Raw genomic sequence first — 15,145 nt, 5'->3', positions numbered from 1 at the left:
ACATCGGTCAGTATGACCGATACAGGCTCGACCACGCATTTCGCCTCGTCCGGCGACCCCGTGCTTGACCGCCGCTATGGCTGGGCCGAGGCTGCGCTGAAAGACGGGGACGCGCAAGCGGCCGTCGAGATCCTCGACCAGACCTTGTCGCAGGCCTATCACTTCACTGCCGCCTGGCATCTCTATGGGCTGGCGCAGGAGGCGCTTGGCCACAGGGAGGACGCCGCCACCGCCTGGCGGCAATGCCTCGACCTCGATCCGAACGACCATTTCGGCGCGCGGCTCGACCTCGCCCGTATCGGCGCCTTGCCAGCCGAGCAGGCAACCTCGGAGAATTTCTCCGGCGCGCTGTTCGACGCCTATGCCGACCGCTTCGACAGCCATCTCACGCAAACCCTGCATTACAACGCGCCCGACCTGCTGAAGGCGGCGCTCGTCCGCTGCTGCAGCAACGCCGGCCGGCCATTCCGGTTCGACATCGTCTACGATCTCGGCTGCGGCACCGGATTGATGGGCGAGGCGATCCACGAGCAGAGCGGCTTCATCGCAGGCTGCGATCTCTCGCCGCGCATGATCGAGCGGGCGCGGACCAAGCTCGCGCCGGACGGCACGCCACTCTACGACAAGCTCGCCGTCGCCGGCCTGACGAGCTTCCTTTCCAGCCGTCCGGACGCCTCCGCCGACCTCGTTGTCGCGGCCGATGTCTTCGTCTATCTCGGCGAGCTCGCCCCCTGCTTCGCCCAGAGCGCGCGCGTGCTGGAGCCGGACGGGCTGCTCGCCTTCACGGTGCAGAGCCATGACGGCGAAGGCGTCGTGGTGGGTGATGACAGGCGGTTCGCGCATGCGGAAGGCTGGCTGAGGGAGCGGCTGGTGGAAGCCGGGCTTACCCCCGTACTCGTCGAGCCCGCCAGCACGCGGCAGGATCGCGGCACGCCGGTTCCGGGGCTGCTGGTGGTGGCCGAGAAGCGCTGAGGAAGAGTCCGTTCAGGGACGAATGCGGACAGAACGCTTCTCGCCTCGCGTTCGCTTCGCATGTTATCCAGTTTCGGATCGAAGCAGAGCTCACCTCTTTGGTGCGCATTTCGTCCTTGCAGCCATTCGCTAGATCCAGACCGTTCGGCCAAGCCCTTCGCAATCGTGACGCGAAAGTGTTGCCTCTGTCGGCTCGATCATTCTTTCCGTGTTGCCCAGAAGAAAGCTCGCGGTCTGCGGTTCGCGAAATTCGTCAATCTGCTGCCGGTTGGCTCCGGAATAGATGCCGCGCAAAATCCGTAGACAGCCACTATGTGTCACGACCACATGAAGAACATCATGATTGAGGCTGCGGACCCAATTGGAAAGGCGATCATACACCTCAACCTTGGTTTCCGCGCCTTCCATCCGAGAATTCCACGGGTCGGCCAAGTGAGCGTCATGCTCCTCCGGTCGCCTTTCCGCGATCTCGTCCTGCCTCATACCTTCCCAAACGCCATAGGATCGCTCCCGGAGAGCTGAAACCGTGTCGAATTTGTAGAATGGCAGAGACCACAAGCCAGACAGAAGCGAGGCGGTCTGTTGAGCTCTTCCGAGGGGGCTGCACCAGAAGTGCTTAGGCCGCGCTGTTGCGATTTCGGGAGCGAGAGTCTCGCCAACAGCGAGCACTTGCCTGACGCCGTTGAGTGTGAGCGGACTGTCGCGGTGGCCTTGCAGCATGGAACGGCTGTTCCAGTCGGTTTCAGCATGTCGGATGACGAGAAGTTCGGGCAGTTTGGTCAATCTTTGCTCTCCTATCCTCCCTCGCCTCAGCAATCCCTGGGCCATCTTTCGTCCCCCAAAATTTCTTAGTGTTTACAAGGACTGGACCGTAGAAAATGGGAAGAAATTTTCTCAACGGCCAGCACTGATGTTACCGTTCTTTCGCATCGGCAGAGATGCAGTCCGAGGGGGCGCGGCAAGAGAAACGGAAGCGGTTCTTTTGCCTTCACACAAGAATAGCGTCATCGGTCTGCTGCTGGCGGGTGACGTAGTTCGCTGATGTCTGCAACAGGTCGTGAGCAGACATTGCGGCACTCCGCAGGTTTCGGCTCTCGACTTTACCAGCGGCTATAATCACAAGCCCCTTTATTCCCCTTTCGTTCTCCCTCATCACCCCCTATCTTCGGCCGGCATGGCCGCTCCCTCTCCGCTCCCTCCCGCCTTCGAGGCCTGGTTCACTGGCCGCGGCTGGAGCGTGCGGCCACATCAGCTCGCCTTGCTGGAGGAAGCCCGCGCCGGGCGCTCGACGCTGCTGGTCGCGCCGACCGGAGCCGGCAAGACGCTCGCCGGCTTCCTGCCCTCGCTGGTCGAGCTGGCCGAGCGCAAGGGCAAGCATGACGGGCTGCACACACTTTACATCTCGCCGCTGAAGGCGCTCGCCGTCGATATCGCCCGTAATCTCGAAGCCCCCGTGCGCGAGATGGGGCTGCCGATCACGATCGAGACCCGCACCGGGGACACCTCTGCCGCCAAGCGCACGCGGCAGATCCAGCGCCCGCCCGATATCCTGCTGACGACGCCGGAGCAGCTCGCCCTGCTGGTCTCGCATCGCGATGCCGCGCCCTTCTTCGCAAACTTGCGCCGCATCGTGCTCGACGAATTGCATGTGCTGGTCACCTCCAAGCGCGGCGACCTGCTGGCGCTCGATCTCGCGCGCCTGAAGGCGCTGGCGCCGCAGGTCTCAGGCGTGGGCCTCTCGGCCACGGTGCGCGAGCCCGCCGATCTCCAGCGCTATCTCGGCGGTGCCACAACGCCGGCCGGGCTCGTCACCGTCGCAGGCGGGGCCAAGCCACGCATCGGCATCCTCGACACCGAACGGCGCCTGCCGATCGCCGGCCACACGACGCGGCATGCGATGGCCGAGGTCTATGAGGCGATCCGCACGCACAAGCTGACGCTCGTCTTCGTCAACACACGCATGCAGGCGGAGTTCGCGTTCCAAGCGCTTTGGAACCTCAATGACGACAACCTGCCGATCGCGCTGCATCACGGCTCGCTCGACGCCCAGCAGCGCCGCAAGGTCGAGGCCGCGATGGCGGATGGTCGGCTGAAGGCCGTGGTCTGCACCGCGACGCTCGATCTCGGCATCGACTGGGGCGATGTCGACCTCGTCGTCAATCTCGGCGCGCCGAAGGGAGCGAGCCGGCTGATCCAGCGCATCGGCCGCTCCAACCACCGCATGGACGAGCCCTCCGAGGCGCTGCTGGTACCATCGAACCGCTTCGAGTTGCTGGAGTGCCGCGCCGCTCTGGAGGCTGTCCACGAGGCGGCGCAGGACACCCCGCCCCCGCGCATAGGCGCTCTCGATGTCCTCGCCCAGCATGTGCTCGGCGTCGCCTGCTCGGACGGGTTCGAGGCGGATGCGCTCTACGAGGAGGTCCGCACCGCCGCTCCTTACGCCGATCTCACGCGCGCAGATTTCGACGCCGTCGTCAATTTCGTCGCGACCGGCGGCTATGCGCTGAAGAGCTATGAGCGCTTCGCCAAGCTCCGGCAGGACAAGGCCGGCCTCTGGCGCGCCAGCAACGCCCGCGTCATCCAGCAATACCGCATGAATGTCGGTACGATCGTCGAGGCGACGATGATGAAGGTCAGGCTCGGCCGGGCGCGTGCCGGCAAGCCCGGCCAGCCCGGCATGATCACGCGCGGCGGGCGCGTGCTCGGCGAGATCGAGGAGTATTTCGCCGAGACCATGGTGCCGGGCGATACCTTCGTCTTCGCCGGCGAGGTGCTGCGCTTCGAGGGCATCGTCGAGAACGAGGCGGTCTGCTCGCGCGCCGCCGCCGGAACCGATCCGAAGATTCCGTCCTATGACGGCGGCAAGTTCCCGCTCTCGACCTTCCTCGCCGCGCGCGTGCGCGCCATCCTGGCCTCGCCCAGCCGCTGGCACACCCTGCCCGAGGAGGTCTCGGCCTGGCTCCACGCGCAGAAGCGAATATCCCGGCTGCCGCAGCCCGGCGAGCTTCTGGTCGAGACCTTTCCGCGCGGTGGACGCTTCTATCTCGCGGCCTATCCGTTCGAGGGCCGCCTCGCCCACCAGACACTCGGCATGCTGCTGACGCGCCGGCTGGAGCGCGCCCGGATGCGCCCGCTCGGCTTCGTCTGCAACGATTACGGCATGGCCTGCTGGACGCTCGGCGACATGACGGCGGCGATCGCGCGCGGCGCGCTTAATCTCGACGAACTCTTCGCGCAGGACATGCTCGGCGACGACCTTGAGGACTGGATGGCGGAATCGGCGCTGATGAAGCGCACCTTCCGCTCCTGCGCCATCATCGGCGGGCTGATCGAGCGGCGCTTCCCCGGCCAGGAGAAGAGTGGCCGACAAGTGACGATCTCGACCGATCTCGTCTACGACGTGCTGCGCCGGCACGAGCCGGACCATATCCTGCTCAAGGCGGCGCGGGCCGATGCGGCGACAGGCCTGCTCGACATTCGCCGGCTTAGTGAGATGCTGACACGGATCAGCGGCCGAATCGTGCATCAGCCGCTCGACCATGTCTCGCCGCTCGGCGTCTCCGTGATGCTCGAGATCGGGCGCGAGGCGGTCTATGGCGAAGCGGCGGACGAGATCCTGGCGGAAGCAGAGGCGATGCTAACGGAAGAGGCGATGGCGTGACGGCGGCGGCAGCACTGACCGAGAGGTCCGGAGAGACGAGCGAGACCTTCACGCTGGGCCAGCTGGCGCTCGTGCCCGATCTCTCCGGCGCGCTCTGGCTGCCGGAGGAGCGTACGCTCGTCGTCGCGGACCTGCATCTCGAGAAAGGCTCGGCCTATGCGGCGCGCGGCGTGATGCTGCCGCCCTATGATTCGACGGCGACGCTCGCCGCGCTTGCCGCCGCGATCGGGCGCCACCAGCCGGTCCGCGTGATCGCGCTAGGTGATTCCTTTCATGACCGCGATGCGGAAAACCGCCTCGCCCCTGAGACACGCGCCGCGCTCGGCGCGCTGCAGCAGGGCCGCGACTGGCTCTGGATCGCGGGGAACCATGATCCCGCCATCAGCCGCGCCATGGGCGGCGAGAGCGCGGCGGAGATCGTGCTCGCCGGCGTGACCCTGCGCCATGAGCCGACCGCGTCGGAAGGCGGCTACGAGATCGCCGGGCATCTGCATCCGGCCGCGAAGGTCAGGATGCGCGGGCGGGCGATCCGGCGGCGCTGTTTCGCCTTGTCGGCGCAGCGCTGCGTGATGCCGGCGATGGGCGCCTATGCCGGCGGCCTCAACCTGCGCGATGCCGCGTTCCGGCCGTTATTCCGCTCGGGACTGAGCGCGCATCTGCTCGGCGACGGCCGGCTCTTCCGGATCGATCCACGGTTATTGTTGCCGGATTGATCGAGCGGGTTGCGTCCGTCACAAGGTTGTGGCATCAGGGCGCCGCTTCGGAACGACGCCAGCGCCCGCAACCGCCTCAGAGCAACCGCGAACGCATCGGCCGCCGGACCTGCTGCGGTAGCTCAGTGGTAGAGCACTCCATTGGTAATGGAGAGGTCGAGAGTTCAATCCTCTCTCGCAGCACCAGCATTCCCTGACAGATCTGCAAATTTTGACGGCGCGCTAAACCGTGCGAGCGCCGATGTCGGCGTTCGCCGAGGCGCAATCAGCAATCGGCCCGCCGCGCGCCATCAAGCGCGGGCGGGCCGACATAGCCCTGAAGGGCCGGGCAGCACCGGACCGGAATGGCTCAGTTGATCTCGCCGCGCTCGATCTGGAGCGTCTCGTCGGCAATGGCATCGAGCAACGCCGGCGTCGATTCCGTGACGAGGATGGCGAGGTCGGGCCGGTTGCGCCGGAGCTCGCCGAGCGTGCGGGCATATTCGAGCGCCAGCGCCGGGGCGAGGCCCTGGAAGGGCTCGTCGAGCAGCAGCGCCGTGCGGGCGACCATCAATGCCCGGCCCAGCGCCACCATCTTGCCCTGCCCGCCCGAGACGCCGCCGCCCGGCCGCTTGCGCATGGTCTTGAGCTGCGGCAGCAGCGCATAGACCTCGTCGAGCCGCCGGGCCCGCTCGGCCGCCGGCAAGCTGAGCGCCAAAGCCGGCAGCAGGATGTTGTCCTCGACGGTGAATTCGGGAACCAGCCTGCGATCCTCCGGCGCGTAGCCGATGCCCTGCGCCGCACGGCGATAGGCCGGCGTCGCGCCGATCTCCTCGCCGCCGAGCCGGACCGAGCCGCCCTGCACCGGCAGCAAGCCCATGATCGCCCTGAGCGTCGTGGTCTTGCCGGCGCCGTTGCGGCCGATCAGGATCGTCGTCCTGCCCGATGTCAGCCCGAGCGAGACCGAGCGCAACACCTGCACGCCGGCGATCGCGGCACTTACCCCTTCGATCCGAAGCATCACGCCACCCCCACGACGTTGCGCAGCACCCGCTCGTCCTTGAACACGACCGAGGGCGGTCCCTCGGCCATGACGCTACCGGAATCCCAGACGACGACGCGGTCGGCGTAGCGCTGCACCACGTCCATGTCGTGCTCGACGAAGAGTGCCGTGACCTTGGCCTGGCGCAAGGCGCCCATCAGCGTCTCCATCAGGGTGAAGCGCTCGATCGTGCTGACGCCGCTGGTCGGCTCGTCGAGCAGGACGAGGCGCGGCTTCAGGGCGAGCGCGATGACGATGTCGAGCAGCTTGCGCCGTCCTTCCGGCAGCGTGCCGGCCAGCTGCCCGGCCTCGCGGTCGAGCCCGACCAGGGCCAGCAGTTCCTCCGCCTCCTGGCGGCGCCCCTCGGCGCCGAGCGCCTTGAAGGGCACCCAGATGCCGCGCTTGGCCGCGACCGCGATCATCAGGTTGTCGAGCACCGTCTGGTCGAGGAAGAGCTGCGGGATCTGGAAGGCGCGGGCGATGCCGCGGCGGGCGATGGTGCGCGGCGCCATCGCCGTGATCGGCTTGCCGTCGAGATAGACCTCGCCTGAGCTCGGCCGCAGATAGCCGGTGCAGAGATTGAGGAAGGTCGTCTTGCCGGAGCCGTTGGGCCCGATGATCGCGAGGAACTCGCCCTCGCGGATTTCGAGATTGACGCCGTCGGCCGCCTTCACGCCGTAGAAGGCGATGCGCAGGTCCTTGGCCTGGAGGAGAGGCGTGGTCATGCCGGTTCTCCGCTGCGGCGCCGGATGAGGCCGTAGAGCCCGCTCGGCAGGAAGAAGATGACGCCGATCAGCGCGACGCCGATGATCAGGTTCCAGGCATCGGTGACGCCGACCGCGACCGTGTGCAGCACTTCGAGGAAGAGCGAGCCGATGAAGGGACCGGCGACGCCGCCGATGCCGCCAAGCACCGCGACCAGCACGAGATGGCCGGACGCCGTCCAGAAGGCGAATTCCGGCAGGATATGGCCGATCGCCAGAGCCGCAATCGCCCCGCCGATGCCGGCGAGCGCGGCCGAAACTGTATAGGCGATCAGCAGCACGACGCGGACCGGCACACCGAGATATTCGAGCCGGAGCTCGTTGGTATGCACGGCCGAGAGCGCATGGCCGAGCGGGCTCGCCAGATAGCGCTGCACGCCATAGCCGACGCCGACCATCAGCACGATGCCGGCATAGTAGAGCGCGGTGTCGAAACGCGGCTTGTCGAGCGTGATGCCGAAGAAGCTGGGCACCGCGACGCGCATGCCATCCGTGCCGCCGGTAATGCCGTAGAGCTTCGAGATCAGCGCGTAGAGCACCATCGACATGGCGAGATTGAGCATGGCGAAGAAGATCGCGCGGTAGCGCACCAGGAAGGCGCCGACAATGAGGCCGGCGATGGCCGAGGCCAGCGTCCCGAGCAGAAGCAGCAGGACGAACTCGTTCACCCCGGCCCGGGCGAGAAAGGCGATCGCATAAGCGCTGACGGCGTAGAACATGGCATGACCGATCGAGATCAGCCCGCCGCGCAGCAGCACGGCGACGCCGAGCGCGGCGAAGCCTTTGGCGATGGCGAGCGTCAGCACGAATTGCAGCCAGGGCGCGGCGACGGGCGCGAGCGCCAGCGCTGCCAGCGCGATGAGGAAGAGGGCAACGCGCATGGCGGTCAGATCCTCCGGGTCGCGGCCTGACCGAACAGCCCGTAGGGGCGGATCAGCAGCACGACCAGCATGACGATGTAGGGGGCGACGGCATCGAGCGAGGGCGCGAAATAGATCGCGAGCACGCGGGCGAGGCCGACGATGATCGCCGCCAGCGCGGCACCCTCGATCTGGCCGAGCCCGCCGATGGCGGCAACCGCGAAGGCGAGCACCATGGTCTCCGCGCCGAGGCCGGGCGCGGCGCCCGCCGTTGGCGTCGCGAGAGCCCCGCCCAAGGCCGCGAGGAAGACGCCAAGCGAGAAGGAGAGGATGAAGACGCGATTGGTGTTGATGCCGATGCTCTGCGCCATCTCGCGGTCGGCGACGACGGCGGTGACGAGGCGTCCGGTCCGGGTCTTGGTCAGCAGGACGCGCAGGCCGATGACGACAAGCGCCGCCAACGCGATCAGCAGGAGCTGGTAGTTGAGATAGACGACGCCGCCGATCTGGGTCGAGCCCAGCAATTGCATCGGCGTATCCTCGGCGAGCGAGGAGACACCGAAGACGATGCGCTGCAGGTCCTCGAGGATCAGGAACAGGCCGAAGGTGACGAGGATCTGGATCGCCTCCGACTTGCCGTAGGTCCAGCGCATCAGGCAGCTTTCGACCAGCGGGCCGAACAGCGCCGCGACGATCGCCGCGCTGAGGATCAGCGCCGGGAAGGAGAGCCAGGGATTGAGCCCGGCGCCGGCAATCCAGAGGCCGATCGAGGCGGCGACATAGGCGCCGATCGAGTAGAAGCTGCCATGTGCGACGTTGAGCACGCGGAGCACGCTGAAGACGAGCGTCAGCCCGACCGCGACGAAGAAGATCAGTGCCGCGCTGGCAAGGCCGTCGACGGCGAGCGGAATCAGGGTGTCGAGCATGGGCGGCACCTTGGACATGATGATGAGGGAATGAGCGGGAGGGCTTGAAGTCGCCCTCCCCGTGTCTGTTGTGCGCTTACTTGTAGCTGCCGGGCTTCGGCTGCGCGGCGAGGAAGGCCGGCGTCAGCGTGCCCACCCACTTGATCGCGTCCTCGCCCTGAGGCGGCATCAGCGCATCGCCCTTGTAGCGGACCATGCCGCCGATGACCGGGAACTTGTAGTCGGCCGATTTCGTGGTGACGCCGACGATCTGGTCGACGAGACCGTCATTGTCCTTGCGGGTCACGGTGGTGCCGGTCAGCGTCTTGACCGTGCTGCCGCGCATGGCCTCGGCAAGCTCGTCGCGGCTCGGCCATTTGCCGCCGTTCTTCTTCATCGCGGCCTCGTAGCCAGCCTTCATGTAGACGATGGCGTTGGCCATCTTCACCGACGGAAAGACCGGGTATTCGCCGTAGCGCTTCTGATAGGCCTCGACGAAGCTCTTGGTGTCGGGATTGGCCTTGGCGTCCGGCGACATCCACCAGCCGTCGCCGAGCACGCCGACGATCACGCCTTCCGGCAGCGCGACACGCTGGAGCACGGTCTCGCCCAGCGCCAGCACGACCTGGCTGGAGGTGAACAGCCCGCGCGGCTGGGCCTGACGGACGAAATTCTCGAGATCGGCGCCCCAGAGATTGGAGAAGACCACATCCGGGCGCGAGGCCGAGAGCTTCGAGATCTCGGTCTGGAAATTGGCCGAGCCGAGCTTCGGGAAGAGCTCCGCGACGACCTCGACATCGGGCTTCAGCGCCTTCATCGCGGTCTTGAAGATCAAGGCCGCGTCATGGCCGAAGGCGTAGTCGGGATTGACGATGGCGATGCGCTTCACGTCCGGCTTCTGCTGCAGCAGGTAGAGCGCATAGGCGACGAATTCGGGGATCGTGTTGCCGTTCGGGCGGAAGTAATAGCGGCTCTTGCCGTCGAGCAGGAGCTGGTGCGTGTCGCAGTTCCAGCCGATCGTCGGGGCCTGGAGTTGCTCGGCCAGCGGCGCCAGTGCGAGGCAGTTGGCGCTCGACAGCGCCGCGATCATCACCTGATTGGTCTTGTCATCCGCAAGGCGGCGGTACTCGGCGATCACGCCCTGCGTGCCTTGCGCCTCGTCGACATAGGTCGCCTTCAGCGGCACGCCGCCGATGCCGCCCTTGGCGTTTATCTCGTCGATCATCAGCTCGGCCGCGTTCTTGCCGGGCATGCCATAAGCGGCGGCCGGGCCTGACGTGAAGGTGAGCACGCCGACGCCGAGCGCAGCCGGCTTGTCCTGCGCGAAAGCCGGCGCGGCGAGCGCCCCGAGCGAAACCGCCAAGGCGGCCATCCAACCTGACTTGATCATCACTGCTCCTCTCCGTTTGCCGGCTGCCCGGTTTCGGGCTCCGCAGCCTGGGCCGCCGGCCTGCGACATCCCCGCGCCATTCCCGACGCTTGAAGGCATCATAAAAATCCTTGTGAAACTTCACAAGGATTTTTATGATGCAGCCCAGAACTTTTTTGTGGCCGGCTGCCTACGGAACAGGCGGCTCATTCCTGGAAGGTGATGTGATGAAGACCCTGGACCTGACCGTGGAGAGCCGCAGCGGCTCCGCGCCCCTCTCGGCGACGATCGACGAACTGGTGATCGGCGGCTGGGCCGGGCGCGACAAGGCCGCGATGGAGCATCACATGGTCGAGCTCGAGGCGCTGGGCGTGAAGCGCCCGGCCTCGACGCCCGTCTTCTATCGCGTCGCAGCCGCTCGCCTGACGACCGATTCCGTCATCGAGGATGTCGGCGCCAACAGCAGCGGCGAGGTCGAGGCCGTGCTCTTCGCCTGCGGCGGCAAGACCTATGTCGGCGTCGGCTCGGACCATACCGACCGCCAGGTCGAGACCTACGGCATCAGCGTCTCCAAGCAGGTCTGCGACAAACCGGTCGCGGACACCGTCTGGCCCTACGAGGAGGTCGCCGGCCATTGGGACGCGCTGATCCTGCGCAGCTTCGCGGTGATCGACGGCGAGCGCCGCAAGTACCAGGAAGGGCCGATCTCCGGCCTGCTCGCCCCGGCCGACCTGATCCGCGGCTTCAGCGAGAACGGCGAATTGCCCGAGGGCACGGCGCTTTTCGGCGGCACCATGCCGGCGATCGGCGGCATCCGCATGGCCAGCCGCTTCGAGGGCGAACTGGAGGACCCGGTGCTGAAGCGCAGCCTGCGTTTCGGCTATGATCTGAAGATTCTCCCCATCCGGGGTTGATCCGGCCCTCATCCGGAAGAACGATGCTGGCGACCTCTCCGACTCGGTGCAGAGACACGTGACGCTTCTGGATATGCACAAGGGCGCGCAGCGGCATGTCTCGCTGCGCGAACAGGCCTACAGCGCGATCAAGCGCCTGATCATCACCTGCGAGCTGAGGCCGGGCGAAATCCTGAGCGAGCCGGCGCTCAGCAGCCAGCTCGATATCGGCCGCACGCCGATCCGCCAGGCCATCGACCGGCTTCTCAATGACGGACTGGTCGAGGTGATGCCGCGCAAGGGCACGATCGTGAAGCCGGTCAGCCTCGACGAGATATTCAACATCATCGATGTGCGCGTCGTGAACGAGACCTTCTGCGTGCGCGTTGCCGCGGCGCAGGCGGGGCCGGATGTCGCGCTGCAGCTCAAGCGCAATCTCGACGCCATGCTGGCCGCCGCCCACCAGCGCGAGATCGAGACGATCGCCGGGCTGGACCAGCAGTTCCACGCGCTGATCGCGGGCTCGGTGCGCAACCCGGTGATGAGCGACCTGTTGCGAAACCTGCACGAGCGCTCGGCGCGGATGTGGTTCATCTCGCTCAGCGCCAACGAGCAGCACCTGCGCATCTGCGACGAGCATGCCGCTATCGTCGACGGCATCGCCAAGCAGGACCCCGACCTCGCCGAACAGGCGATGCGGGCGCATATCCAGTCCTTCCGCGCGAACATCACGCGGCAGGTCTGAAGCGCCCTCTTCGCCTTCGCTTAGCGACTGGCCAGCGCGGCTTCCGCTGCGGCCGCGATCGCAAACAGCGCCGCATCCTCGCCGCCGGCCCGGGCCAGCATCAGCCCGGCCGGAGCCTCGCCGGCACGGTGCATCGGCAGCGAGATCGCGCAGCCATCCATGACATTGATCAGGGTCGGGTTGCGCAGCATCAGCAGGTTGATGCGGGTGAAGGCCTCGTCGTCCTCGGCGAGTTCCGCGATGGTCGGCGCAATGGTCGGCACAGTCGGCATCGCCAGCACGTCGAAGGCGGAGACCTCCGCGCGCATCGCGGCGACGAAGGCGGCCCGCGCCTGGACGAGCTGGATGTAATCGGCGGCATCCTGGTTGCGGCCGCGCAGCACGCGCGTGCGCACGCGCTGGTCGTAGCCATCGCCCTTGGCCTCGATCAGGTCGCGGTGATGGGCATAGGCCTCGGAGGGGGCGAAACCGCCCTTGGCGTTCAGACGGGCGACCTCGGCGAAGCGCGTGAAAGGCACGTCGATGATGGTTGCTCCGGCCTTGGCGAGCAGATCCAGCGCCCGGTCGAAGCTTGCGGCGACATGGGCATCGAGCCCGTCGAGCGCGACCGTCTGCGGCACGGCAATGCGCAGGCCCTTGAGGCTCGACGGCCCTTCCTGCGCCAGCGTCGCGCCGCTCATGATCTCATGCAGAGTGCGGCAGCATTCGACGCTGTTGGCGAGCGGCCCGATCGAGTCGAGCGTCTGCGACAACGGGAAGGCGCCCTCGCGCGGCACGCTCGACGCTGTCGGCTTGTAGCCGGTGATGCCGCAGAAGGCCGCGGGGATGCGGCAGGAGCCGCCGGTATCGGAGCCGATGCCGGCGAAGGCCATGCCGTCCGCCACGGAAACCGCGGCGCCCGAAGAGGAGCCACCCGGAATCCGGCGCGTGGTGGCACGCTCGTAAGGAGAGGCCGGCGTGCCGTAATGCGGATTGAGGCCGAGGCCGGAAAAGGCGAACTCGGTCATGTTGGTGCGGCCCATCACGATGAAGCCGGCGCTGCGCAGCCTGGCGATCGCGGGAGCGTCGCGCTCGGCCGGCGCGGCATCCGCCAGCACCGTCGAGCCGGCCGTGGTCGGCTCGCCAGCAAGGTCGAACAGGTCCTTCACCGAAATCGGGATGCCGGCGAAGCGCGACGGGGCGAGCCCCGCCGCACGAAGCTTGTCCATCGCCTCGGCGGCGGCGAGCGCGGCCTCGCGATGAACCTTGATGAAGGCCAGTCTCCCCTCTCCGTCCGGGGCGTCGATCCGGGCGAGAGCCTCGCGCACGAGGGCAAGCGCGCTCGTCCGGCCAGAGGCGAGATCGTCGGCAAGGGCGGAAAGGGTGCGAGCCATGGGCGTATCAGACCGGGTCGAAGTAATGGATTTCGAGGAGCAGGCAGCCGCCCTCGGACTTGAACGGCCCATGTTTGGCATGCGGCGGACGAACCGCATAGGTGTGCGGCGGGAAAGCCGTCCCGCCATTGCCGCTGGCATCGTTCCCGACGGTCAGGTCGCCCTCGACCAGATAGACCTCCTCCCAATAGTCATGGGAGAACGGCGCGGTGGTGTAGACGCCGGGCTGGAAGCGCAGCAGGCGCGTGCGCGTGCCGCGATTGTTGACCTCGTCCAGCGCCCCCGAGAGGATCTTCTGCTGGATGCCGGCGGGATAGCCGGCCGGGACTTCCCAGCCGCTGGTCATGTCGAGCGTGTAGAACTCGTCGTGCTGCTTGTTGACGGGCATGGCTTTTCCTTTCGCGCTCAGGCGGCGGGCTTGCTGTCGAGATCGTAGGAATCCAGCATCGACTGCACGATGCCGCCGGCCTTGCCCCAGTCATAGGTGCGGAAGGAGTGGCCCTTCGTCACGAAGGTCGCCCCGGCATAGAACATCTCGTACTGGTGATGGCGCGAGCCGAATTCGGAGCCGACCGCATCCCAGGCAAGCTTGTAGAACTTCACCCGGTCATGCGAATTCGCGGCCGGCGACTGCTGGGTCTTCTCGATCATCGCGGCGATCTCGGGATTGGCGAAATCGGCGACCGAGGAGGGCAGCATGATCATGCCGCCGCCGGCGAGCTCGCGCAGCGAGTTCAGGATCTTCGGATACATCTGCTGGGTCAGCACCTGCGCCGAATAGAGCATGTGCCGGTCGGGCACGTAGTAGGCACCGACCTGCGTGCCCTAGGCCTCCATCGCGTTGACGAAGGCATCGACCATCGCGGCTTCCGCGGCGAGCTGGCCGAGGATTTCGCGGACCTGCGGGAACTGGGTGATGCCGTTGGTCTGGGTGGTGCGATGGGCGATGCCCATCAGGAACTGCAGCTTCACCTTGAGGCGGATCATCGCCTGGTAGTTCTGGTAGACATGCGCCGGGGTCGCGTGGAACTGCTTCTGGCACATCTCGACGCTGCCATCGATGAAGACGCGGTCCCACGGCACCTTCACGTCGTCGAAGAACAGCACGGCGTCGTTCTCGTCGTAGCGGCTGGCCAGCGGGTTGTCGAAGATCGAGCCGGCCTGCGCCTCGTACGACTTGCGCGAGAGCATCTTCAGGCCCTTGCTGTTCATCGGGATGGCGAAGGAGACGGCATAGCGCTCCTCGCCGGGCTGCATCGGCTGGATCGTGGTGACGAAGACCTCGTTGGCGACGACGCCGCCGGTCGCCAGCATCTTGGCGCCGCGGATGGTGATGCCCTCGGCATCACGGTCGACCACGCCGGCCGTCAGGAACGGATCGGCCTGCTCGGCCGCGTTCTTGGAGCGGTCGGCCTGAGGGTTGATGATGACATAGGTCAGGTAGAGGTCGTTGTCGCGGGCGTAGCGGTAGTAGTTTTCCAGAGCCGCGGCGCGCGCCGGGTCGTAGCCCTCGAAGACCGGCAGGCCCATGCGCATGCCGGAGATGCAGGAAGCGACATGATCAGGCGCGCGGCCGAGGAAGCCGCCATGGATCGCGGTCCAGGCCTCGAGCGCGCGACGGCGCTCGACGAGATCGGCATAGGAGGTCGGCAATTGCCAGATCCGGTTGGCCCGGCCGCCGGCCTCGGTCTCGAAGGTCATCAGCTCGCGGCGCGAGGCATCATTGGCGAAGTCGAACAGGCCGCCGACCGAGCGCGCCACATTGCGGAAGGCACGATGCGTGGTGACGTCCTCGACGCGCGCGCCGTCGATGAAGATCGAGCGGCCGTCGCGCAGGCTGGCGAGATGTTCCTGTCCCGTCTTGGTCAT

General features: G+C 66.8%; 13 protein-coding genes, 1 tRNA gene and 1 pseudogene. 6 read left to right on the top strand and 9 right to left on the bottom strand.

Features of this window, described 5'->3' with window-relative positions; translation table 11 throughout:
* Positions 1-12 precede the first annotated feature (12 nt).
* Positions 13-972 carry a class I SAM-dependent methyltransferase gene (locus NUV79_RS14875; RefSeq protein WP_257733874.1) on the top strand — a complete coding sequence of 320 codons (960 nt, stop codon included), beginning with the start codon at positions 13-15 and terminating at the stop codon, positions 970-972.
* A 129-nt stretch (positions 973-1,101) separates the two neighbouring features.
* Here the strand turns inward: NUV79_RS14875 and NUV79_RS14870 are convergent, their stop codons facing one another.
* Complete coding sequence (locus NUV79_RS14870) at positions 1,102-1,755, bottom strand: histidine phosphatase family protein (protein ID WP_257733873.1); 654 nt, start codon at positions 1,753-1,755, stop codon at positions 1,102-1,104.
* Between the two features lie 391 nt (positions 1,756-2,146).
* On the opposite strand from NUV79_RS14870, the gene NUV79_RS14865 reads away from it, so the two are divergent.
* The 3 genes from NUV79_RS14865 to NUV79_RS14855 all read left to right on the top strand — a co-directional run bounded on the left by NUV79_RS14865 (position 2,147) and on the right by NUV79_RS14855 (position 5,532).
* Positions 2,147-4,633, top strand: coding sequence for a ligase-associated DNA damage response DEXH box helicase (locus NUV79_RS14865; protein ID WP_257733872.1), 2,487 nt, complete (start codon positions 2,147-2,149; stop codon positions 4,631-4,633).
* Positions 4,630-5,346, top strand: coding sequence for a ligase-associated DNA damage response endonuclease PdeM (gene pdeM / locus NUV79_RS14860; RefSeq protein ID WP_374679277.1), 717 nt, complete (start codon positions 4,630-4,632; stop codon positions 5,344-5,346). Before NUV79_RS14865 ends, pdeM begins: the two co-directional genes overlap by 4 nt.
* Before the next feature lie 111 nt (positions 5,347-5,457).
* Positions 5,458-5,532, top strand: a tRNA-Thr gene (locus tag NUV79_RS14855).
* A 163-nt stretch (positions 5,533-5,695) separates the two neighbouring features.
* Here the strand turns inward: NUV79_RS14855 and NUV79_RS14850 are convergent.
* From NUV79_RS14850 to NUV79_RS14830, 5 genes are all read right to left on the bottom strand, one after another.
* On the bottom strand, positions 5,696-6,346 hold the full coding sequence (locus NUV79_RS14850) for an ATP-binding cassette domain-containing protein (RefSeq protein WP_257733871.1): 651 nt from the start codon (positions 6,344-6,346) through the stop codon (positions 5,696-5,698).
* Complete coding sequence (locus NUV79_RS14845) at positions 6,346-7,092, bottom strand: ABC transporter ATP-binding protein (protein ID WP_257733870.1); 747 nt, start codon at positions 7,090-7,092, stop codon at positions 6,346-6,348. Before NUV79_RS14845 ends, NUV79_RS14850 begins: the two co-directional genes overlap by 1 nt.
* Positions 7,089-8,012, bottom strand: a complete 924-nt coding sequence (locus NUV79_RS14840; RefSeq protein ID WP_257733869.1) for a branched-chain amino acid ABC transporter permease — start codon at positions 8,010-8,012, stop codon at positions 7,089-7,091. Before NUV79_RS14840 ends, NUV79_RS14845 begins: the two co-directional genes overlap by 4 nt.
* 5 nt (positions 8,013-8,017) lie before the next feature.
* Positions 8,018-8,917: a branched-chain amino acid ABC transporter permease gene (locus NUV79_RS14835; protein ID WP_257733868.1), complete on the bottom strand. Its 900-nt coding sequence runs from the start codon at positions 8,915-8,917 to the stop codon at positions 8,018-8,020.
* Between the two features lie 76 nt (positions 8,918-8,993).
* Positions 8,994-10,286, bottom strand: coding sequence for an ABC transporter substrate-binding protein (locus NUV79_RS14830; protein ID WP_257733867.1), 1,293 nt, complete (start codon positions 10,284-10,286; stop codon positions 8,994-8,996).
* A gap of 206 nt (positions 10,287-10,492) precedes the next feature.
* Between NUV79_RS14830 and NUV79_RS14825 the strand changes: the two genes are divergently transcribed.
* Together NUV79_RS14825 and NUV79_RS14820 are read left to right on the top strand one after the other, a co-directional pair.
* Positions 10,493-11,179 (top strand): DUF2848 domain-containing protein, encoded by a 687-nt coding sequence (locus NUV79_RS14825; protein WP_257733866.1) that lies wholly within the window; start codon positions 10,493-10,495, stop codon positions 11,177-11,179.
* Between the two features lie 58 nt (positions 11,180-11,237).
* On the top strand, positions 11,238-11,903 hold the full coding sequence (locus NUV79_RS14820; RefSeq protein WP_257733865.1) for a GntR family transcriptional regulator: 666 nt from the start codon (positions 11,238-11,240) through the stop codon (positions 11,901-11,903).
* Positions 11,904-11,923: 20 nt separating this feature from the next.
* On the opposite strand, the gene NUV79_RS14815 is transcribed toward NUV79_RS14820, so the two are convergent.
* The 3 genes and pseudogenes from NUV79_RS14815 to NUV79_RS14805 all read right to left on the bottom strand — a co-directional run bounded on the left by NUV79_RS14815 (position 11,924) and on the right by NUV79_RS14805 (position 15,145).
* Entirely contained in the window at positions 11,924-13,276 is a 1,353-nt protein-coding gene (locus NUV79_RS14815; RefSeq protein ID WP_257733864.1) for an amidase, read from the bottom strand.
* Positions 13,277-13,283: 7 nt separating this feature from the next.
* The gene (locus NUV79_RS14810; RefSeq protein ID WP_257733863.1) at positions 13,284-13,664 is read right to left on the bottom strand and encodes a DUF4437 domain-containing protein; all 381 of its coding nucleotides are present in this window, start codon (positions 13,662-13,664) and stop codon (positions 13,284-13,286) included.
* 17 nt (positions 13,665-13,681) lie between these two features.
* Positions 13,682-15,145, bottom strand: a pseudogene (locus NUV79_RS14805) (4-hydroxyphenylacetate 3-hydroxylase family protein).

This window comes from Allobosea sp. 47.2.35 (assembly GCF_024655635.1).
GTDB lineage: Bacteria > Pseudomonadota > Alphaproteobacteria > Rhizobiales > Beijerinckiaceae > Allobosea.
Note: the sequence above shows the minus strand (reverse complement) of the source record. Positions and strands in the feature narration are given on the sequence as shown.